This window comes from Chondromyces crocatus (assembly GCF_001189295.1).
In the GTDB taxonomy this organism is placed as follows: Bacteria; Myxococcota_A; Polyangia; order Polyangiales; family Polyangiaceae; genus Chondromyces; species Chondromyces crocatus.
On record NZ_CP012159.1, the window covers coordinates 6,404,065 to 6,426,589 of the forward strand.

The 22,525-nt window shown below is 69.5% G+C and carries 3 protein-coding genes; all 3 read right to left on the minus strand.

All coding sequences use genetic code 11. The features are described 5' to 3' along the window. Positions 1-26: 26 nt before the first annotated feature. Genes CMC5_RS23430 through CMC5_RS44865 form a run of 3 tightly spaced genes read right to left on the minus strand, consistent with a single transcriptional unit; the run spans position 27 to position 22,521 of the window. Complete coding sequence (locus tag CMC5_RS23430) at positions 27-3,383, minus strand: non-ribosomal peptide synthetase (RefSeq protein WP_050432506.1); 3,357 nt, start codon at positions 3,381-3,383, stop codon at positions 27-29. Beyond that, entirely contained in the window at positions 3,380-9,976 is a 6,597-nt protein-coding gene (locus CMC5_RS23435; protein ID WP_050432507.1) for a type I polyketide synthase, read from the minus strand. Before CMC5_RS23435 ends, CMC5_RS23430 begins: the two co-directional genes overlap by 4 nt. Further along, positions 9,973-22,521, minus strand: a complete 12,549-nt coding sequence (locus CMC5_RS44865) for a type I polyketide synthase (protein WP_156338820.1) — start codon at positions 22,519-22,521, stop codon at positions 9,973-9,975. Before CMC5_RS44865 ends, CMC5_RS23435 begins: the two co-directional genes overlap by 4 nt. Positions 22,522-22,525 lie beyond the last annotated feature (4 nt).

Sequence of the window (22,525 nt, forward strand, 5' to 3'; positions counted from 1 at the left end):
GCGCCTCGAACGAGGCGCTGCAGTGCTCAAAGTCTTCCGGACTGGCGGCGCGCACTTCCGGGTGCGGGCTGGCTCTGGGCGAGCCGACGGAGCGCGTTCGTGGCATCGATGTGCTTCGCGAGCACGTGGACGGTGGGCATCTCGAACATGGCGCGCAGCGGTAGCTCCAGGCCGAAGGTCGTCCGGATGCGGTCGAGGACCTGGACGCTCAGCAGGGAGTGGCCGCCGAGGTGGAAGAAGCTGTCGTCCAACCCGATCCGCACGGCGCCGAGCACCTCGCGCCAGATGGAGGCGAGGGTCTGCTCGGTGGGGGTCTCCGGTTCGCGGTGCGCGCTGCGTTTCATGTCGGTGAGCGAAGGGGCCGGCAGCGCGCGGCGATCCACCTTGCCGGTCGAGGTGAGCGGGAAGGCGTCGAGGCGTACGTAGACGTCAGGCACCATGAAGACCGGGAGCGTCGTGGCGAGCTGGGGTTGGAGATCTTCGACGATCCCCTCCCCTGATGCCGTCCAGTAAGCGACCAGATGCTGTCGGGGTGCGGTCCCGTGGGCGACGACGATGGCCTTGTCGACCCCCGCGATGCGGCCCAGCGCGGCCTCGATCTCGCCCAGCTCGATGCGGAAGCCGCGCAGCTTGATCTGGTTGTCGATCCGCCCGAGGAACTCGAGTTCACCCTCCGGACGATGGCGAGCGAGGTCGCCGGTCCGGTAGAGGCGGCCAGGACCGAACGGGTTCGGTACGAAGCGCTCCGCCGTGAGGGCGGGACGCTCGAAGTAGCCGCGGGCCAGCCCCTCGCCGCCGAGATACAGCTCGCCGGGGATGCCTGGCGGGACAGGCTCGAAGTGCCGATCGAGGAGGTAGGCGACCGTGTTGGCGATGGGCCTGCCGATGGAGGTGTCCCGCTGGTCGCCGCGCACCATCGGCGCGCTCGTGGAGTACGTCGTCGCTTCCGAGGGACCGTAGAGGTTGTAGACGCGCTCGACCTGCGGGAGTCCGTAGAGCTTCTGGACGAGCTCCTGGCTGAGCTTCTCCCCTGCGAGGTTGATCACGCGGGCGCTCTTCGGGACGGCGTTCTGGCGCAGCAGCTCCGCCATGGCCGAGGGCACGGTGTTGATCAGCGTCACCTGCTCGCGCGCCGCGAGGTGCGGAAGTGCGAGCGCATTGTCGGCGAGGACGATGGTCGCGCCGACGCTGAGCGGGAGGAAGATCTCGAAGACGGAGAGGTCGAAGCAGATCGAGGTCGAGGCGAGCGTGCCGCGGAGGACCTCCACGGGGAACTCTGCCCTGGACCACTGGAGCATCGCCACGGCGTTGCGGTGCTCGATCGCCACGGCCTTCGGCCTGCCCGTGGAGCCGGAGGTCGTGAGGAGGTATGCGAGCTGATCGGAGAGGACCTGCGTACCAAGGGCCCCATCTGGCTCCGCAGCGATGGGGGCTGCCGCTTCATCGAGGGCGACCCGACGGAGCCGATCGTTCGCAAAGCTGGCACCGAGTGTGCCGCGGGTGATCAGGAGCGCTGCCTGGGACTCCTCGATCATCAAGGCCTGACGCGCCTGAGGGTAGGCGGGATCGACGGGTACGTAGGCTGCGCCGACCTTGAGCACGGCGAACAGGCTCACGATCATGTCCAGGGAGCGCTCGACGCAGACGGCGATTCGGCTCTCGGGGAGGGCGCCCTGGCGCCGCAGGTGATGCGCGAGCTGGTTGGCCCGTCGGTTCAGCGCCGCGTAGGTGGTGGACTGATCGCCGCAGAGGATGGCCGTCGCGTCGGGGGTCTTCTGTGCCTGGGCTTCGAAGAGGCCATGGAGGGTGGCGCAGCGATCGTGATCCAGTGCGGTGCGGTTCCACGCCACGAGTACATGCTCGCGCTCCTCCGAGCCGAGGAGAGGGAGCAGGCTGACGGGTCGCTCTGGGTGGGCGACGCCGGCCGCGAGCAGCGTCTCGAGGTGGCTGGACATGCGCTCGATGCTCGAGGCGTCGAACAGGTCGGTGTTGTAGCGGAGGCCGAGGGTGACGCTCTCGGGCCGCTCGGTCACCTCCAGGGTCAGATCGAGTTCGCTGATGCGCTGCTGCTGAGGGACGAGGGAGAAGCGGGTGGCCCCCACCACGACGGGCGCGCCAGCGAGGAGCCGGGTGGCAGTCTCCCCGAGTGACTGCACGCGCTGATGGACGAAGGAGACCTGGACGACCGGAGGCCGGCTCGGATCACGCTCGACGTGCAGATCCTGGACGAGACGCGGGAAGGGATGGTCCTGCCGCTCCATCGCTGCCAGGACGCGATCGCGGGTCTGCCGGACCAGCGAAGCAAAGCCCTGCGCGCCGGCGGTGTCGAGGCACGAGCGAATGGCGACCTGATTGACCATGTACCCGAAGACCCCCGCGAACTCTTCGTGCTCGCGGCCGGCCACGATCGACCCGACGCAGAGATCTTCCTGGCCGCTGGTGCGGTGGAGCAAGAGCTGGAAGCCCGAGAGAAGGACGGTGGAGAGGGTCGTGCGCTGCTCGCGCGAGAAGGCGCGGAGGCCTTCGACGAGCGCCGGATCCAGCACCCGCTCATGGGTCGCGCCGGTGAAGGTCTGGGCGGGGGGGCGCGTGCGATCCGTGGGCAGGTCGAGCACCAGGGGGGCGCCATGAAGTTCGTTCGACCAGAAGCGGCGGAGCGTCTCACCCTGGGAGGCCAGGCGCTCACCTTGCCACGCGACGAACTGCTGGTACGTCCGACGGACGGGAGGGAGCGGGTTGGGCTTTCCGTCGGCCTCGTAGAGGCGGAGCAGCTCGTCCACCAGCATCCGGAAGGACCATCCATCGCACGCGATGTGGTGCAGGCAAAGGAGCAGCAAGACCTCGCCCGCGCTGCAGCGGAGGAGGCTCACGCGGAAGGCGCCTTCTCGTTCGAGATCGAACGGGCGCTGGTGGATGGCAGCCGTGGCCCGCGACAGCGTCTCGGCGTCCATGCCAGAGGCGTCGGTCTCGTGGAGATCGAGCGTGTGATGACCACGCACCCGCTGCCGTGGGGTGCCGTTCACCGCCGGGAACCTGGTGCGCAGGACGGCATGACGATCGACGAGCTTCTGGAGGGCGCGGCGGAGCGCTGGGGCGGGGTCACTCTCCGACGCGATCCGCAGGGCGAACGCGACGTTGTAGGCGACGCTCTCGGGAGCGCTCTTCTGGATGAACCAGAGCCCCTCCTGACCCACCGAGAGCGGCGACTCGACGTGGTGCTCGGGGAGGACGCGCACCAGCTCGTCCTTGCGGCTACGCAGTGTCTCCAGCGTCTCCTTCGTCAGGACGCCATCGGGCGCTCGGACCCGGACCTTGCCGCCTTCGATGGACAGCTCCACGCCGTGGAAGAGCAGGTGACTGAGGAGGTCGATCAGATCGCTCATAGCTCGGTGTCCACCCAGGCCTCGGCTTCCTGACGCTCCACGGGGGCCGCGGTCGGTCCGGAGGTCGGATGAACCAGGAGCGAGGAGAGTCGTTCGATGGTCATGTCGGACAGCAGTCGGGCCACGGGGATATCCACGGTCGTGCTGCGGCTCAAGCGGTGACGTAGCTCCAGGCCCATCAGCGAGTCCAGCCCCAGGCTGGTGAGTGGCGCACCGATATCGAGCGAGCTCTCAGGGAGACGGAGCACGCGAGAGACCTCGCCGCGCACGAGCGCTTGTAGCAAGGGGCCGCGCTCCTCGGACGTGGCACGAGCGAGTCGCTCGGCGAGCGTCTCCGCGCTGGCGTGGGCGGTGAGCGTGGGTCGCTCGACGTGGAGGTCGGAAAACATGGGGGAAGAAGCGGCTGCCGGGTAGGACGCGAGCCACTGCGCTACATCCAGAGGTACGACGGCCGTCTGGGGGCTGCCCCCGTCGAGGAGGCGCTCCAGGGCCTCGATGCCCTGCGCGGGGGTCAGGCTCTGCGCTCCCCGTGAGGCCAGCCGCGCCGCGCGGTCGTCGTGCGCGATGGCGAGGCCGACCTCGGAGAAGACGCCCCAGTCGACGCTCAGCGCTGGCAGTCCACGCGCCCGCCGATGGTGGGCGAAGGCGTCGAGGAAGGTGCTCGCCGCGGCGTAGTTCCCCTGCCCTGGAGATCCCAGCAGGCCGGCGCCCGAGGCGTAGAGCACGAAGAAGTCGAGCGGGGCATTCGCCGCGAGGGCGTCGAGGTTCAAGGCGCCCAGGATCTTCGGGGCCATCACGCGGCGGAATGCGTTCGGGCTCTGGTGGAGGAGCAGGCCATCTTCGAGGAGGCCTGCCGCATGAAGGATGCCGGCCAGCGGCATCCCGGAGGAGCGGATGGCGTCGAAGGCGGGCTCGATCTGGGTCCGCATGGCGACGTCGCCCTTCACCAGGGTCAACCGGGTCCCCGTGGCTGCCAGCTCGGCGACTGCCGCTTGCTGCGCTGCGGTGGCCGCGCCAGACCGACCGATCAGGACGAGGTGACCCGCGCCCTTCTCGGCGAGCCACCGAGCGACGCTCAGTCCCAGACCGCCGAGGCCTCCCGTCACGAGATAGCTCGCGTCGGGTCGGATGCGCGGTCCTGCGGTCGCCGTGATCCGGAGGCGCGCCGTGGCATCGTCCGTCACGAGGACCAGCTTCCCGAGGTGCTGCGCTTGCGCCATCTTGCGGAATGCCTCGCTCGCCCGGGAGATGGGGAACGTCTCGACCGGGAGCGGCGCGAACACGCCGCGCGCGAACAGCGCGACCACCTCGTGGAGGAGCGCCGAGAAGCGCTGGGGTCGGCGCTCGGACAGGCCGGCGAGGTCCACGGCGCTGTACGAGAGGCTCTTCTTGAAATGGGCGAGCCCCAGCGCGCGGTCGGCGTGGATGTCGGTCTTGCCCAGCTCGATGAAGCGGCCGTCGGGGGCGAGCGCGGAGAGGCTGGCCTCGATGGCGTCTCCGGAGAGGGAGTTGAGGACGACGTCGACTCCCTCGCCGCGGGTCGCTGCGAGCACCTCGTCCGCGAAGTGGAGCGAGCGCGAGTCCATCACGTGGGCGATGCCCTGCTCGCGCAACCAGGCGCGCTTCTCGGGCGAACCGGCGGTGGCAAAGATCTCCGCCCCGAGGTGTCGTGCGATCTGGAGGGCTGCCTGCCCGGTGCCGCCCGTCGCCGAGTGGACGAGCACCCGCTCCCCCGCCTGGAGTCGCGCCAGATGCACGAGGCCATACCACGCGGTCATGAACACCGCGGGGATCGCGGCCGCCTGGGCCGGGGTCAGCGCGGAGGGGCGTGGGGCCACGGACCGCGCGCCGACCGTCACGTGGGAGCCGAAGCTGCAAGGAGCCATCGCCAGCACGGGCTGCCCTGCGACGAGGCCTTCGACACCGGGCCCTACGCGGACGACCTGTCCTGCGCACTCGCCGCCCAGCACGACGGGGCCGTCCTTCATGCCCGGGTAGATCCCGAGCGCCTTCAGCACGTCGACGAAGTTGAGTCCTGCGGCTTCGACGGCGATCTCGACCTCGCCGGGCCCGGGGGCTCGGCGCGCCACCGGGCGGAGTTCGAGGCCATCGAGAACGCCCGGGGGCTCGATCTCCAGCCGGAAGGGACGCCCCTCCACGGGTTCGAGCTGGGTGAGGGGCTGAAGGGGTCGAGGCGGGGCATGACGGAAGCGGGCGACGTGGCGCGACGTCCCTCGGAGCGCGACTTCATGCTCGTCCCCATCGGCCAGAAGCTCGGCGAGCAACGCCTGGAGCTGAGGTGTGTGTGAGAAGGGATCGAGGTCGACGCGCGCGCAGCGGAGTTCCGGGTGCTCCATGGCGATGACGCGGCCGAGGCCGAGCAGTGGGGCCTGGTCGAGCGAGACGATGCGCTGAGCGACGGGCTGCGCGCCGCGGGTGACCAGCCAGAGCCTGGGAGGAGCCCGGTACGCCATCGTGGCCAGGGCCTGCACCGTATGCAGCACGCTGTCGTAGAGCGCGCAGAGGTCGGCTTCGAGCGCCTGTCCATCGAGGGGGGTGGTGGAATCACCAGGGGTATTGAGGGGGGCTGACGTCGAGGGCGTCGCCCGACCTGCAGCGGTGCGTAGATGAACGACGGCGGTCGGTGGCTGCCCTCCGAAGGCGTCCGAGAGCTGCGCGCGAATGGTTTCAAGGCTCGCGGAGTCGATCGAGGAGGCGCCAAGGCCCGGCTCCGTGGAAGTGCCGAAGGCGGCGCAGAGCACGACATGCCCAGCCTCTTCGAGGGCCGAAGCAAGCTCTCGCTCCAGCCCGTCGCCGTCCCCGATCAGGAGGTAACGACCGGGGGTGAGGCGGGATGGCCCCACCGATGACTGGATCCACCCCACCTCCAGAAACCAGTCGGCCATCGGATCATGACGGCGGGCCCCCTGGGAGAGTTGCTGCACGACCAGACCCGACAGCTCGGCGATGCGTGTGCCGCTGGCGTCCAGCACCGAGAGGTCGACCCTCTGGCGCCGAGGTGCCCTGACGTCGGGACGTGACGTCACGGGGGCAAGGGATGCGGGATCGTCCTGCGTAAAGCGCACGTGACACCAGATCTCCCCGGTCGGGGGCTGTGCCATCTCGAAGGCGCCGAGCGCCACTGGCATCCAGGCGCGACGCTCCGGGTCGTCGAGTGCGCCAGCCACGGTCTGGAGGCAGGCGTCGAGCAGCGCTGGGTGTAGCTGGTAGCCGGCTGCGACGCTTGCAGGCTCGGGCAAGCTCACCCTCCCCAGGGCCTCGTGGGAGCCGCGCCGTAGTTCGAGAAGGCCGCGGAACGTCGGACCGTAGTCGAGGCCCCTTGCGCTCAGCAGCCGGTAGATCTCTTCCCCGGCGAGCACCTGGTCGAAGCGGGCCCGCAGTGCACCGAGGTCCACTCGGTCCGGAGCACTCGCGTGATCCAGCCTGCGGAGCATGCCCCGCGCGTGAACCGTCCAGCCGGCGCTCGTCGCGGCGGGGCGCTGGCTCGCGATCTGGAACCGAGCGAGAGCCTCCCCTTGTGTCGAGGTGACCATCTGCACGGTGGTCGGTTCGTCGTCGGCGGGTGTGAGGGCCTCGATCAGCGCCACATCCGTGACAGCGAGGGGATGTTCGCCCCACAGGGAGCGCCCTGCCGAGAGGGCCATCTCCAGGTAACCAGCGCCAGGAAAGACCAGCAGCCCTTGCACCCGGTGATCCTGGAGCCACGGCAGTCTGTCGTGATCCAGGGTCGTCTCCCAGAGGTGCATGCCTGCGGATGCCGACACGGACAGCCCCTCACCGAGGAGAGGATGCTCGCCGGCATGTCCACGGTGTCCGGTCTTGCGGTGGGCGGAGAGATCGACCCAGTAGCGCTGCCTCTGCCAAGGGTAGGTCGGGAGCGTCACCCGAAGGCCCCCGTCGCGCAGCACCCGGTCCCACGACACGGCCTGCCCTTGCGCCCACAGGGCGCCGAGCGACTCGAGCAGCGCGGATCGTTCTGCCCGCTCCCGCCACAGCGAGGCCAGCGCACCTCCAGGATCACCCTTGGCGTGCCGCATCTCCTCGATGGCGGTCACCAGCAGCGGGTGCGGGCTCATCTCGACGAACAGGCGGTGCCTGCCGTCCAGCAACGCCTCGACCGTCTGGGCGAACCGCACCGGCTGCCTGAGGTTGGTCACCCAGTAGCTGGCCCCGAGTTCCGGCCCCTCGACAGGCAGCGCCGTCACCGTCGACTGCATGCGCATGCGGGCCGGCTGGGGTCTCAGATCGCGCAAGCCACGTGTCAGCTCTTCCTCCAGCGGGTCGACCTGAGGGCTGTGGCTCGCCACGTCCACCTTCACCCTCCGGCAGAAGACCCCCTGGCCTTCGAGGCGCGCCATCACCTGTCCGAGTGCCTCGGGATCGCCCGACAGCACGGTCGCGCGCGGGCTGTTGCTCACCGCCACGCTCAACCTGTCCTCGTAGCCCGCGAGCGCGGCTTCGGCCGCTTCGAACGACAGCTCGACCAGAGCCATCTCGCCCTGCCCGCTCAGGCGCCGCAAGAGCTGGCTACGACAACAGATCACCGCGACGGCATCCGCCAGCGAGAGCACGCCGGCGACGTGGGCTGCCGCCACCTCACCCATGCTGTGGCCCACCACGCCGTCCGGTTCCACGCCCCACGAGCGCCAGAGTGCGGAGAGCGCCACCTCGATGGCGAACAGCACCGGCTGCACCACGTCGATGCGCTCCAGGGGGAGCGCGTCGGGGCTTCCCTCGAGCGTCTGCAGCAGCGACCACCCCGCCTCGGCGCGGACGGCTCGATCACTGGCCTCCAGTGCCTCCCGGAATACGGGCTCCTCGGCGAGCAGCTGCCGGCCCATCCCTGCCCACTGCGATCCTTGTCCGGGAAAGACGAAGATCACCTCGGGTCGGCGCCTCAGCTCGACCCGACCTCGCGCCCCACCAGCCGGGGTCTCGCCACGTGACGCGGTGGCCAGGGCCTCCAGCAGGCCTTCGCGCGACGTCGCTGCGATCGCCAGCCGATGGGGCATCTCCGTTCGGGTCCTCGCCAGACTGAACGCGACGTCAGGAAGCTCGAGCTCGGGGTGCGCCTGCAGGTGCTCCCCCAAGCGGCCCGCGGCATCGGCCAGCGCCTGCTCGTTCCTGGCTGACACCACGACCAGCGCGGCGGCGGTCGGCTCGTCCGGGGGCGAGGATCCTGTGCGATCCGGCGTGTTCTGTGCGGGAGCCTCTTCCAGCACCACGTGGGCGTTCGTCCCGCTGATGCCGAACGAACTCACCCCCGCCAGGCGACGACGTTCCTGACGTGGCCACGTCACCGTCTCCGTCGGGAGCACGAAGGGGGTCCCCTCCAGCGAGATCCTCGGGTTCAGCTGCCGCAGATGCAGGTTCCCGGGGATTGCTTCGTGCTGGAGTGCGAGCGCTGCCTTGATCAGGCCCGCCACCCCGGCCGCAGCTTCGAGGTGGCCGACGTTCGTCTTCACCGCTCCGAGCAGGCATCGTGAGCCATCGGGCCGCGCGGCTCCCAGAACGGCACGCAGCGCCTCGACTTCGATCGGGTCCCCCAACGACGTTCCCGTCCCATGCGTCTCGACGAAGCCGATCTGGTCCGACGTGACGCGGGCGTTCTCCAGGGCTTCGTGGAGCAGCGCTTCCTGGGCGAGCACGTTCGGCGCGGTCATCCCCGTCGAGCGGCCATCCTGGTTGATCGCGGAGCCCCGGATCAGTGCCCGGATGGGGTCACCGTCGCGCTGCGCGTCGGAGAGGCGCTTCAGGACCAGGAGGCCGCACCCTTCGCCTCTGGCGAACCCGTTCGCCAGGGCGTCGAAGGTCTTGCAACGACCGTCGGGCGAGAGCGCTTGCGTGCGTGAGGTGCCTTCCATCACGTCCGCCGAGAGCATCAAGTTCACCCCTCCCGCCAGGGCGAGATCGCACTCGCCGGCGCGGAGGCTCCGACAGGCGAGGTGCACCGAGACCAGGGACGAGGAGCAAGCCGTGTCCACGGTCATGCATGGCCCTTGCAGGCCCAGCGTGTAGGAGAGACGTCCGGCGGCGACGCTGAGCAGGTTGCCCGTCATCCCGTAGGCGTCCTGCTCGGTGCGAGGTCGCTGCTCGACGAGGCGAGCATAGTCGGTCGTGAGCGCACCGACGAACACCCCCGTGCGGCTCCCTTCGAGCGTTCCCGCGAGGATGCCTGCGTCTTCGAGGGCCTCCCATCCGACCTCCAGCAGCAGGCGGTGCTGAGGATCGAGCGACACGGCCTCGCGCGGAGAGATGCCGAAGAACGCTGCATCGAACGCATCCACGGCCTCCGTGAGGAGCCCCGCCCAGCGAGGGACATCTCCTTCCGGGGACACTCCCACGAGTGCCCATCGGTCGGCGAGCGGGCCGACGGCATCACGGCCTTCGAGGAGCAGGTCCCAGAACGCGCTCGGGCTCGATGCGCCACCGGGGAAGCGGCAGCCGATCCCGACGATGGCGATCGGCTCGTACTTCTCCCGCTCCAGCGCGTCTCGCTCGTCGAGCGTGCGGCGCAGCGCCAGGGTGGCTTCACGCAGCCGCTCGAGGAGCTGGTCTTGCCGTTGCGTCATTCGACCCGTCTCCTCCCGTCCTTTGCGCCACGCTCGGCGTATCCCTTCGCCCGCGCGAGGGACTCGTCGAGCAAGGCGAGCAGTCCCTCCTCGTCCAGGTCATCGAGAGGGGTCGGGTCATCTTCCTGGGGCTCCTCATGGGCGACAGGCGTCGCGCCCGGGTCCAGCAGAGGAGCGAGCTGGCTGGTCAGGTGATCGCTCAGCGCCACGACCGTCGGGTAAGTCCACAGCAGGGTCGCAGGCATCCTGAAGCCGAGGCCAGCTTCGAGGCGGTTGCGCAGCTCGAGGCCCATCAGCGAGTCCATGCCCAGGCTGGTGAGGGGGGCGCTCGTGTCGAAGCGGGCCTCCGGAATGCGCAGGACCCGAGCAGCTTCCTCACGGACGAAGGCTTGCAGGACGACAGGGCGCTCGGCGGGTGCTGCGCGCGCGAGCCGTTCGGTGAGCGGAACGCCCTGCGCCGTGCGCGAGGTGCGGGAGGACGTCTCGGCCAGCAGCCGTGACAGCATCGGGGAGGAGGCCGCTGCCGGATAGAACTCCACCCATTGCCGTACATCGAGCGGCACCACGCCCGCCTGCGAGCGCTCTGCGTCCAGCAGACGCTGGAGCGCTTCGAGGCCCTCCTCGGGCGTGAAGCTCCGCATGCCGCGCGCAGCGAGGCGGGTGCCCCGGTTGTCCTGCGCAGCGGCCAGACCGACCTCGGAGAAGGCGCCCCAGTCGACGCTCAGCGCCGGTAGCCCGCGTGCCCTGCGATGATGGGCCAGGGCATCGAGGAAGGTGTTGGCCGCAGCGTAGTTGCTTTGGCCGGGGGAGCCGAGCAGCCCGGCTGCCGAAGCGTAGAGGACGAAGAAGTCCAGGGGAGCTCTGCGGGTCAGCGCATCCAGGTGCAGCGCCCCGAGGATCTTCGGGGCCATCACCCTGCGAAACTGAGCCGCTGTCTGCTGCATGAGGAGGCCGTCCTCCAGCACTCCGGCCGTGTGGATGACGCCACGCAGCGGCAGTCCCGACGCGTCCACCTGGGAGAGGATCCGCTCGACGTCGGCCCGCTGCGCGACATCGGCGGGTGCCACCGTGACGCGAGCGCCGATGGCTTCGATCTCGGCCACGGCCGCCTTCTGCGCTGCGGTCGTCACGCCTGTGCGGCCCACGAGCACGACATGGCCGGCGCCCCTCTCCGCGAGCCACTTCGCGACGCGAAGGCCGAGGCCGCCGAGCCCTCCGGTCACGAGGTAGCTGGCCTCGGCACGGGGCGCGGTAGGCGATGGCTGCGGGGCGACGGACGGGAGGTCCGGCGGGGCGTGGAGGAAGCGCGCGACGAGGCGCCTGGCATCACGGAAGGCGATCTCGTGCTCGCCGTCGTCCGCCAGCAGCTCGGTGAGGAGCATCTGGAGGTCGTGTGCGGAGTGGATGGCGGCGAGATCGAGGCGCGTGCAGCGGAGTTCTGGGTGCTCCATGGCGATGACGCGGCCGAGGCCGAGCAGGGGGGCCTGGTCGAGCGAGAGGAGGCCGACCTCGACGGGCTGCGTGCCGCGGGTGACCAGCCAGAGCCGGGGAGGATCCCGGTACGCCATGGCGGTGAGGGCCTGCACCGTGTGCAGCACGCTGTCGTAGAGCATGCCGAGGGCATTCCCGAGCGCCTTCGCGTCGAGCGGCTCATCGTCGGTCGCGCCACGCTGGGGTGGTTCGTCGAGGGCGCGCAGGTGCACGAGAGCTGTCGGAGGTCGCTCTCCGAAGGCATCGGCGAGCAATGCGCGGACACCTGCCGGGGTCGTGTCGTCGATGGGCCAGGTGCCCCTGGGGACCTCCCCCGGAGCGCTGGCGACGGCGTGCACGACGACATGGCCTGCGCGTTCGAGGGCCTCGCGAAGCGAGAGGCCCAGGTCTCCTCCGTGGCCGAGCAGCAGGTAGCGGCCCGGAGCCGGGCGTGCCGCTCGCGCTGGGGCCTCGCTCCACGAAAGATCCAGGAACCACTCGGCCATCGGGTCCTGGCGGCGAGCCCCTCGGGCGAGCTGCTGTACCACCAGGCCAGAGAGCCGGGCGATCAAGGCACCGCTTGCATCGACGATCGACAGGTCGGCGCTCTTGCGTCGGGGTGTGGGGGGACCCGATCGAGGAGTTGATTCGTCGGGCGCTCTCGATGCCCGAGGCGCCTCGGCAAAGCGCACGTGACACCAGAGTTCACCGGCGGGTGGCTGCACCACCTCGAGGGCCCCGAGGGCTACCGGCATCCAGGCACGACGCTCCGGGTCGTCGAGCGCGCCCGCCATGGCCTGCATGCAAGCATCGAGCAGCGCCGGGTGCAGTCGGTAGCCCGTCGTGGTCCCTGCGGCCTCCGGCAGGCACACCTTTCCGAGCGCCTCATCAGCGCCTCTTCGCAGCTCGAGGAGACCGCGGAACGCCGGCCCGTACACCAGGCCCATCTCGCTCAGCAGGGCATGGATGGCCTCGCCGGAGAGCACCTTTCGCAGGCGTGCGCGCACCGCCCCGAGGTCCACACGGGCTGGTGCTTCTGCAGGCGCCACGAGACCGAGTGTGCCGCGGGCATGGACAGTCCAGTCTCCATCCTGTCCAGCACCGCGCCGGCTCGCGACCTGCATCTGGACGTTCCCGTCCGCCTGCGGGGTCGTCACGAGCTGGACCGGCGTGGTCTCGTCGTCCGTGAGCGTCAAGGCCTCGACGAGCGCCACGTCGGTGACGGCGAACGGTCGCTCCCCCCACAGGGTGCGGCCTGCGCAGAGCGCCATTTCCAGGTAACCGGCCCCCGGAAAGACCACCAGATCCTGCACCCGGTGATCTCTCAGCCACGGCAACCGGCCGAGATCCAGCGTCGTCTCCCACACGCGCAAGCCAGACAGGGTCGACACCGAGAGCGCCTCACCCAGGAGTGGATGACCTCCCGCATGCCTGCGAGGGTCAGCATTCTGTGCGATGGGTCCGTCGATCCAGTAGCGCTCTCGTTGCCAGGGATACGTCGGTAGCGACACCCGTCGTCCCTCGCCTCGCAGCACACGGTCCCACGCCACGGGCTGTCCTTGAGCCCACAGCGCACCGAGCGACTCGAGCAGCGCCGATCGCTCCGCGCGCTCTCGCCGCAGCGAGGCCAGCGCGCTCCCCGGCGGCCCCTTGGCCTGGCGCATCTCCTCGATGGCCGTCACCAGCAGCGGGTGCGGGCTCATCTCCACGAACAGGCCATACCCGCCGTCCAGCAGCGCCGTCACCGTCTGGGCGAACCGCACTGGCTGCCGCAGGTTGGCCATCCAGTAGCTGGCCCCGAGTTCCGCCCCTTCGACCGGGGTCGTGGTGACGGTCGACCGCATAGGTACCCGGGCGGCCTGCGGCGAGATCGCGCCCAACCCGCTCATCAGGTCCTGTGTCAGCGGATCGACCTGCGGACTGTGGCTCGCCACGTCCACCTTCACCCTCCGGCAGAAGATGCCCCTGGCTTCCAGCCGCGACACGACCTGCCCGAGGGCCTCGGGCTCGCCCGAGAGCACGGTCGCGCGTGGGCTGTTGCTCACCGCCGCACTCAGCTTGTCCTCGTAGCCCACGAGCGCTTCCTGCGCGGCTTCGAGCGACAGCTCGACCAGCGCCATCTCGCCCTGCCCACTCAGCCGACGCAGGAGCTGGCTGCGACGGCAGATCACCGCAACCGCGTCCTCGAGCGAGAGCACCCCGGCGACGTGAGCTGCGGCCACCTCGCCCATGCTGTGGCCCACCACGCAGTCTGGCTTCACCCCCCACGACTGCCACAGGGCGGAGAGCGCCACCTCGATGGCGAACAGCACCGGCTGCACCACGTCGATGCGATCGAGAGAGGCCCCCTCGTCGGCTCGGAGCGCTTCCAGGAGGGACCACCCGGCTTCGGCACGAATCGCCTGATCGCAGGCCTGCAGTGCCTCCCGGAAGACCGGCTCCTCGGCGAGAAGCTGCCGGCCCATCCCTGCCCACTGTGAACCTTGTCCGGGAAACACGAACACCACCTTGGGCCGAGCGCCCATCTCGACACGCCCACGACTCCCTCCCGCAGGGGTCTCTCCCAGCGAGGCGGCGTGAAGCGCATCGGCGAGTGTCTCGCGCGACGAAGCCGAGATGGCCAGGCGGTGCGGCAATGCGCTTCGCGTCGTCGCCAGGCTGAAGGCGACTGCGTCGAGCCCCTGTTCGGAGTGCGCTTGCAGGTGTGCGTACAACCTTCCCGCTGCAGCGCTCAGTCCCGCATCGCTCCTTGCCGACACCACCAAAAGCTCCGTGGCGTCCAGCCTGGGAGTCGATCCAGGAGGCAGAACTGCGGCCGGCGTCGCAGGGCTCGTTTCGACATCGCTGCCTTCCGAGCCTCCGGGAGATTCTTCAAGGACGATGTGCGCATTCGTCCCGCTGATGCCGAACGAACTCACACCCGCCAGGCGACGCCGCGTCTGACGTGGCCAACCCACCGTCGCCGTCGGGATCACGAACGGCGTCCCCTCCAGCGAGATCCTCGGGTTCAGCTGCCGGAAGTGCAGGTTTCCGGGGATGGCTCCGTGCTCCAGCGACAGGACGGCCTTGATCACGCCAGCGACACCGGCTGCAGGCTCGAGATGGCCGATGTTCGTCTTCACCGCCCCCAGCACGCACGTCGCTCCATCGGTCCGGGGCCTGCCCACCACCTCGCGGAGGGCATCGAGCTCGATCGGATCGCCCAGCGGCGTTCCGGTCCCGTGCATCTCGACGTACCCGATCTCGTGCGCTGAGACCCCGGCGTGCGTCAGCGCCTTGCGGAGCATGTCCTGCTGGGAGAGCACGTTCGGAGCGGTGAGGCCGCTCGACTTGCCGTCTTGATTGACGGCCCACCCACGCACCAGGGCCCAGATGCGGTCGCCATCGCGGCGTGCGTCGGAGAGTCGCTTCAGGACCAGAAGGCCAGCGCCTTCCCCTCGAACGAACCCGTTCGCGCGCGCGTCGAGCGTCTTGCAGCGGCCGTCCGGCGAGAGCGCCTGCGTGCCCGCCAGCGCGGCCATGGCGTACGGGGAGAGGATCAGGTTGACGCCTCCCGCCAGGGCCAGATCGCAGTCCCCCGAGCGCAGGCTCTGACAGGCGAGTGAAATGGCCACCAGGGACGACGAGCACGCGGTATCCACGGCGACGCACGGGCCCTGGAAGCCGAGCGTGTACGAGATGCGTCCAGCTGCCGTGCTGAGCAGATTCCCCGTGGTGGAGTAAGCATCGACATGCTGGATGCCGCGCTCGATCAGGCGGTGCTGGTAATCGAGCGCGTTGAGGCCGGTGAACACGCCGGTCGCGCTGCCCGTGAGCCGCTCAGAAGGCTGCCTCGCGTGCTCCAGGGCCTCCCAGGCGATCTCGAGGAGCAAGCGCTGCTGCGGGTCGAGGCTCGTCGCCTCGCGCGGCGAGATGCCGAAGAAGGCGGCGTCGAAACCATCGACCTGATCGAGCAGCGCGGCCCGTCGCGTCTCAGGCCGGTCGCCGGGGATCGCTTCCTGTGGCCAGCGATCGGACGGAATTTCCACCACGGCGTCGACCCCCTGCTCCAGCATGCGCCAGTAAGCGTCGGGACCGTCGGCACCTCCCGGGAAGCGGCAGGCCATCCCCACGATCGCCAGCGGCTCGTCAACCCGCGCGACCTCCTCCTGCGCGCTGGATGTCGTCTGCTCGACGCGCTCTTCCTCCATGCCGAGGTCCAGGCGCGCGAGGAGGTGGCGGGCCAAACTGGACACCTCGGGGTACGTGAAAAACAGCGCTGCCTGAAGCTTGGTCCCCAGGCTGCTCTCGAGACGATTGCGCGTCTCCAGGCTCGTCAGCGAGTCGAGTCCGAGGTTCGTGAAGGGGACGTCACGCCCGATGCGGGTGGGCGCGAGGCGCAGCACGCGGCCGAGCTGCTCGCTCACATGGCTCTCGAGCATCGCCAGGCGTTCCGCGGGAGACGCCTTGGCCAGGCTGTCTCGCATGCTTGCGGTCTCGACTTCGTGGGGCTGGGATGGCTCCCGAGGTAGCTCCGACAGGTAGCGCATGCCCGCGGCTTGCGGAATCGACTCGAGCCATCGACGCAGCGAGAAGCGGAAGAGGCCAATCTCGGCGCGAGGATGCGCGAGGGCGCGGCCGAACAGCTCCAGCCCCTCCTCGGTGGTGAAGCTTTCGAGCCCCTGCGAGGCGAGCCGCTGGCTCCGCTGATCCGGTGCGGCGACGCCGACGCCCGAGAACAGCCCCCACTGGAGGCTGGTCGTCGACGACCCCTCGGCCGTGCGCGCTTGCGCGAAAGCGTCCAGGAAGGCGTTGCTCGAGGCATACGCGGCTTGTCCTGGCACCCCCAGCAACGAGGACACCGAGGAGTACAGCATGAAGAAATCGAGGGGCTGGTCCCGGGTCGCCGCATGGAGGTTCCACGCACCGAGGACCTTGGGACGCAGGGTCGCCCAGAGCTGTGCCTCGCCCAGCTCCAGCAACGTTCGATCCGCCACGACCGCGGCCGCATGCACCACACCACGGAGCGGAGACATCGACCCCCGGATCTCGCTGACGATACGCTCGACGTCGGTCCGCAGTGCGACGTCGCCCTGGAGCACCCGCAGCACCGCCCCCGAAGCTTCGAGGGCCCGAAGCTCCGCACGCGCCTCCTCCGAAGGTGCACTTCGTCCGACCAGCGCCAGCGAGCGTGCTCCCCTGTCGACCATCCAGCGGGCCAGTGCGAGGCCGAGCCCGCCCAGCCCACCGACGATGAGGTAGGTCCCCTCCCCGTCGCGCATCGATGGTGTCGCCGCCCGCTCGCCGGGGAGGCTGCCGCGCACGAGGCGTGCGACGAAGCGCCCGTCTGGACGCAGGGCGATCTGTTCTTCGCCGTCCTGCGCCGAGAGTTCCCGCAGGAGGGAGTCCACTTCTCCCGTCCATGGGATGGACGGCAGGTCGATCCGTTTGCAGGAGAGTTCTGGGTGTTCGAGTGCGATCACGCCGCCCAGCCCCCAGAGCGTCCCCTGAACGGCCGAGACCCCCCCCGGTCCTGCTGAGCGTGAACCGCGTGTGACCAGGAAGAGGGGCGGAGGATCGCGAAATGCACGGCGCAAGATGGCTTGCACCAGGTGCACTGCCGCGAAGGGACCACGGCGCAGGTCGGCCTCCAGGGTGGCTGGCGTCGTCTCGGCCCACGAGGTCGCCTCGAGGCCACCACAATGGATCACGCCGCGGCACGCACGCGGCAGGTGCGCTGCGAGTTTTCCGGGGTCCGCACCGTCGACCTCGACGCACGGCTCGCCACGCGCTCGCAGGGCCATGGCCAGCGCAGCTCCTGTCCCGTGAGGTCCACCGAGCACGAGCCAGGAGGCCGGCTCTGGAGTGCTGGAGAGACGGATCACATCTCGCCCAGGCGTCGCGTTTCCCGGAAGCTGGCGGGCGTCTGGCGCTTGTTCGAACTGCGGGAGATCACGGCGACGCCACGCCACCTCGTGGACGCACGCATCCAACGGGTCCTCCGCAGCGCCGAGCGGGGCAAAGCGCAATCCGCGCACCTCGAGCAGGGGAAGTCCTTCGTCATCCAGGATCGTCAGCGTCGCTTGCTGCGCATTTCCGCACGCATGCACCCAGATCTGCTCGGGGAGGCGACGGCGGAGCCGCACGCCAGAGAGCATCACGGGGACCAGGAGGCGGTCGGGAGACTGCGAGATCACCAGCGCCATCAGGACCTGAAGCGCGCCATCGAGCAGGACCGGGTGACCGTGGAACATGGCCGCCCCGTCGGTCTCCTCATCCCCGGGCAGCGCGCTGGGGAGCCTCACCCGACCGAGCGCCACGCCGTCTCCCAGCCAGAGTCGCTCCACGCTCTGGAGACGGGGACCGTAGATGACCCCCAGTCGCTCCAGGCGAGCATGGTGCTCCGCGACATCGAGTTCGCGCCTGCATCGCTCCTGGATCCTCGAGAGCGTCTCCCCCGCGGACGTCTGCTCTTCTCCTCGAACCTGACGCAGTTCCGCGCGCCCATAGCGTTCCCACGCCACGGCAGCGCGAGCACGGCTGGCGATCTCCACCGCCGCGCCAGCATCCGACCGTACGATCGAAAGCTCCAGGATGGCGCAGGGCAGTGAGAGCATCTTCTCCAGACGCAGCTCGGAGATCTCGAAGCCGCTGGAGCCGTAGAGCGAGGCTCCTGCCGCGAGGACCATCTCCAGGGTGGCGCTTCCCGGGAGGATCTCGTCATCACCGATGCGGTGATCGGAGAGCCACGGAACGCGACGGGAGACATCGTTTTGCTGCCAGAACTGCTCTCCTGGATGCCGTGAGGACGTGAATGGGGCGCCCAGCAAGGGATGCTGCCCCGAGGCTGCCACCTTGCCGTGATGGACGACGGGCGGCGTTTGCGTGTCCAGCCAGAAGCGCTCGCGCTGCCAGGGGTACGCCGGTAGCGGCACCACCCGTCCCCCCGAGGGGAACAGGGGGCGGAAGTCGACGTCGACGCCCCGCACCCAGACCTCTCCCAGCGCCTCGAGCATCGATCTCCGCTCGTCCGAGCCCCGGCGCAGCGAAGCGATGGCCGCGCTTTCCCCGCTTCCACCACGCTGTTCCCGCAGGTGCTCTTCCAAGGCAGGCACCAGGATCGGGTGGGGGCTGATCTCGACGAAGATCGTGGGCCCATGGGTGAGCAGCTCCTGGATCGTCCGTGAGAACAGCACCGGAGCACGCAGGTTCGAGGCCCAGTAGGCCCCATCCAGCGCGGCTCCCGTCACGTCCGCGCCCGTGACGGTGGACCGCATCGTGAGCGTCGCCTCTCCTGGCGCGAGGTCGCCCAGCATCGACCGCAGCTCGTCCAGCAGCGGATCCATCTGGGGGCTGTGGCTCGCCACGTCCACCTTCACGCGGCGACAGAACACCCCCCGCTGCTCCAGTGTGGCGAGGACCTTCTCGAGTGCGTCTGGATCTCCGGACAGCACCGTGGAGCGAGGCCCATTGCTCACCGCCACACTCAACCGCCCCTCGTGGCCCAGCAGCGCGGCCTCGGCCTCGGCCATCGTCAGCTCGACGACGCCCATTGCGCCATGACCGCTGACCTTGCGCAGCAGCTTGCTGCGACGGCAGATCACCCGGGTCGCATCCAGAAGGCTCAGTATCCCCGCCACGTGTGCCGCGGCGACCTCGCCCATGCTGTGCCCCACCACGGCGACGGGCTCGACACCCCAGGAGCGCCAGAGCGCCGCGAGCGCCACCTCGACGGCGAAGAGCACGGGCTGCACCACATCGATCTCGTCCAGCCGGGAGGACGTCTCGGGGGCCGCGAGTACCTCCAGGACCGAGAAGCCGGCCTCTCTGCGGATGGCCTCGTCGCATGCCTCCAGCGCCTGGCGGAAGACACCTCCCGCTGCCAGGAGCGCCCGTCCCATGCCGGGCCACTGCGAGCCTTGCCCGGGAAAGACGAACACCACCCTGGGTGGTCCCGAAGCTGGCATACGCCCACTCGTGGCCCCCTGCGCCAGCTCTCCGCGCGAAAGTGCCGCAAGTGCCGTCCCGACTTCCTCGCGTGAGGTCCCGACCGCTGCGAGGCGGTGCGGGTGATGCTCTCTCCGAACACTCGCGGTGTAGGCGATGTCGTTCATCCGGAGAGAGGATCTGCCCGGGCGCACCAGCGCGGCATGATGCGCGCTCAGCGTTGCGAGCGCCTTCGGATCGCGCGCCGAGAGCGGGAGGAGCCAGAGCGCGTCGACAGGAGCGACGACCTCCTCTCCTGCCGGATAGACCGCATCCCAGCAGACCCGAACGCCGCGGGTATGGAGCGCTGCGAGGGAGCCGAGCAGCTCTCCACGTGCGTCCAGATCCCGCCCCTGCGATGGGAGAATCATCCCCTCTACCCCCGCACGGCGGAGATTGCTCTCGATGGATCGACGGGTGGTGGGGTGCGGCCCGACATCGAGGAACAGTCGGTGGCCCCGCGCGATCAAGGCGTCGATGGCGGCAGAAAAGAAGGCCGGATCGCAGAGGTTCCGCACCCAGTGAGAAGCGTCCAGCGTGTGACCATCGACCTCGGCGCCCGTCACCTCCGAGAAGAGAGGGATCCGTGCGGCGCGCGGGCGGATCGCTTGCAGTGACAGAGCCAGCGTTTCGCGCAGCGAATCCGACAAGGGGCTGTGTGGCGCGACGTTCGTCCGCACGGGGAAGCCGAGGATCCCGCGCTTCGACAGCGCAGAGAGGACCTCCGTCACCGCGTCGGGTTCTCCGGCCACCACGGTCGCGTCCACGCTGTCCTGGATCGCGCGGAACACTCGCCCTTCGAATCCGACGAGCGCTTCGGCCGTGTCCTCCCACGACAGCCCGACGAGCGCCATCTGGCCCTGGCCGCCGAGAGCGCCGAGCAAGCGTCCCTGCATGCAGATGATCCGCATGGCGTCGTCGAGATCCAGGACGCCTGCGACATGGGCTGCCGCGATCTCACCCGTGCTGTGGCCGACGACCGCCGCAGGCTCCAACCCCGCCGCGCGCCACCACGCCGCGAGCGCGATGTCGACGGCAACGATGGCCGGGAAGCTCACCTCGATGTGATCGAGCCGGGACGCCTCACGCGATGCCGTCAGCTCGTCGAGCAGAGACCAGCCGAGGTGCTGATGGATGCGTCGATCGCATGCCTCGATCGCCGCCCGGAAGACCGGCTCGGTCGACAGAAGATCGCGCGCCATCCCGTGCCACTGCGATCCCTGACCCGGGAAGGAGAACACCACACCCCTCGACGCGTGGAGCGGCTGCGCCTCACTTTCGAGGAAGCGTATCAGTTCACGCTCGAGCTCACCGTGGGAGCGCGCCGTGACAGCCAGGAACGAGGCCCCGGGGCGGCCGTGAAGGGAGTCAGCTGCCTGGTGCCGGATCGCAGCCTCGGCACAGCGTTCGCGAACTGGCGTACGCCCCGCATCGAGCGACAGCGTGTGCAGCAGCTCCGTCACCCGCGCCCGCAGAGCCTGAGGGCTCTCCGCGGCGAGTGGCAGAACCTCGACGGGGGGGCCGGGCCACTCCTCCACGACGGCATGGCTGTTCGTCCCACCCATCCCGAAAGAGCTGACCCCAGCAAGCAACGCGCGCTCCGGTACGGGCCAGGGACGTGCCGTGGTCGGAACGTCGAGCCCCAGCGCTGCCAGCGGAAGATCGGGATTCGCAGACGCAAAGTGCAGGTTCGGTGGGACCACCCGGTGCTCGATCGCCAGCACCACCTTGATCAACCCGATGATCCCGGCGGCGGCCTCGAGGTGACCGACATTCGTCTTCACCGACCCGATCAGGAGGGGAGTCTCAGGAACTCGGCCAGCGCCGAGGATCTCGCCGAGCGCACGGCCCTCGATGGGATCGCCGAGCGGCGTCCCCGTCCCGTGCGCCTCGACGAACTGCACGTGGGCCGGGAGCACTCCCGCGCGCTGGTACGCCGCCCGGAGCATGTCCTTCTGTGCCGCCGGATTCGGCGCGGTGAGACCATTGCTCGCGCCATCGTTGTTGACGGCCGCTGCCCGGATCACCGCGCGAATGGGATCTCCGTCTGCGAGCGCGCGCGAGAGGGGCTTGAGCACCACCACGCCTGCCCCCTCCCCGCGAACGTAGCCGTTCGCGCGGCCATCGAAGGTATAGCAACGTCCGTCCGGTGAGAGCGCGCCGAAGCGTGCCATGGCGACGGCGCTCTCCGGCAGCAGGTTGAGGTTCACGGCTCCTGCCAGGGCCACATTGCACTCGCCGCGGCGCAAGCTCTCGCAAGCGAGGTGCACGACCACGAGCCCCGAGGAGCAAGCCGTGTCGACGGAAAGGCTCGGCCCCTGGAGGCCGAGGAGGTACGAGATGCGGTTGGCGATGATGCTGTGGTGCGCCCCCGTCACCGCATACTGATCCAGCGCACCTGCTGCGCCGCGGTACATGAGGGCCTCGTAGTCGGACCAGATGGCCCCGGCGAAGACGCCTGCCGGGCTGCCCGCGAGCAAGCGTGGCGGAATTCCTGCTCTCTCCAGCGCCTCCCAGCACAGCTCGAGCATCAGCCGTTGCTGCGGATCCATCGACATCGCCTCCCGAGGGGAGATGCCGAAGAAGAAGGGATCGAATGCGTCGACCCGGTCCAGGAAGGCACCGCGTCGCACCTTGTCCCGCTCTGCCCGATCGACACCGGCTGCAACGAGCGCTTCGTCCCAGCCTCGGTCGGACGGCACGACACCGACCGCGTCCACGCCGTCACGGAGGAGGTCCCAGAACGACGCCTCGTCAGGTGCGCCAGGGAAGCGGCAAGCCATTCCCACGATCGCAATGGGCTCGCCGGCCCCGTACGTCGCTGCGCCGATTTCTCCAGCGCCCACGCTCGCTTCCTCGATGCGTTGCGTCTCGCCGCCGAGATGCGCTGCGAGTGCCTCGATGGTCGGGTACTCCCAGATCAGTGTCGGTGAGAGCGATCGCTCCAGGCGCGTGGACAGCTCCGCGATGAGCCGGGTCGCATGCAACGAGTCGATTCCGTGGCGTCCGAACCGCTGCCGGGCATCAATCTGGTGAGGATCGCTCCCGCTGATCGCCGCGACACGGGCGACAAGCCACGCCTTCAGGCCCGACGCCGTCATGTCTCTCATGAAA

What these genes read in the sequence shown, in the direction of transcription:
- CMC5_RS23430 (WP_050432506.1), bottom strand. Translation starts at nt 3,383, where the DNA reads ATGAGCGATCTGATCGACCTCCTCAGTCACCTGCTCTTCCACGGCGTG.
- CMC5_RS23435 (WP_050432507.1), bottom strand. Translation starts at nt 9,976, where the DNA reads ATGACGCAACGGCAAGACCAGCTCCTCGAGCGGCTGCGTGAAGCCACC.
- CMC5_RS44865 (WP_156338820.1), bottom strand. Translation starts at nt 22,521, where the DNA reads ATGAGAGACATGACGGCGTCGGGCCTGAAGGCGTGGCTTGTCGCCCGT.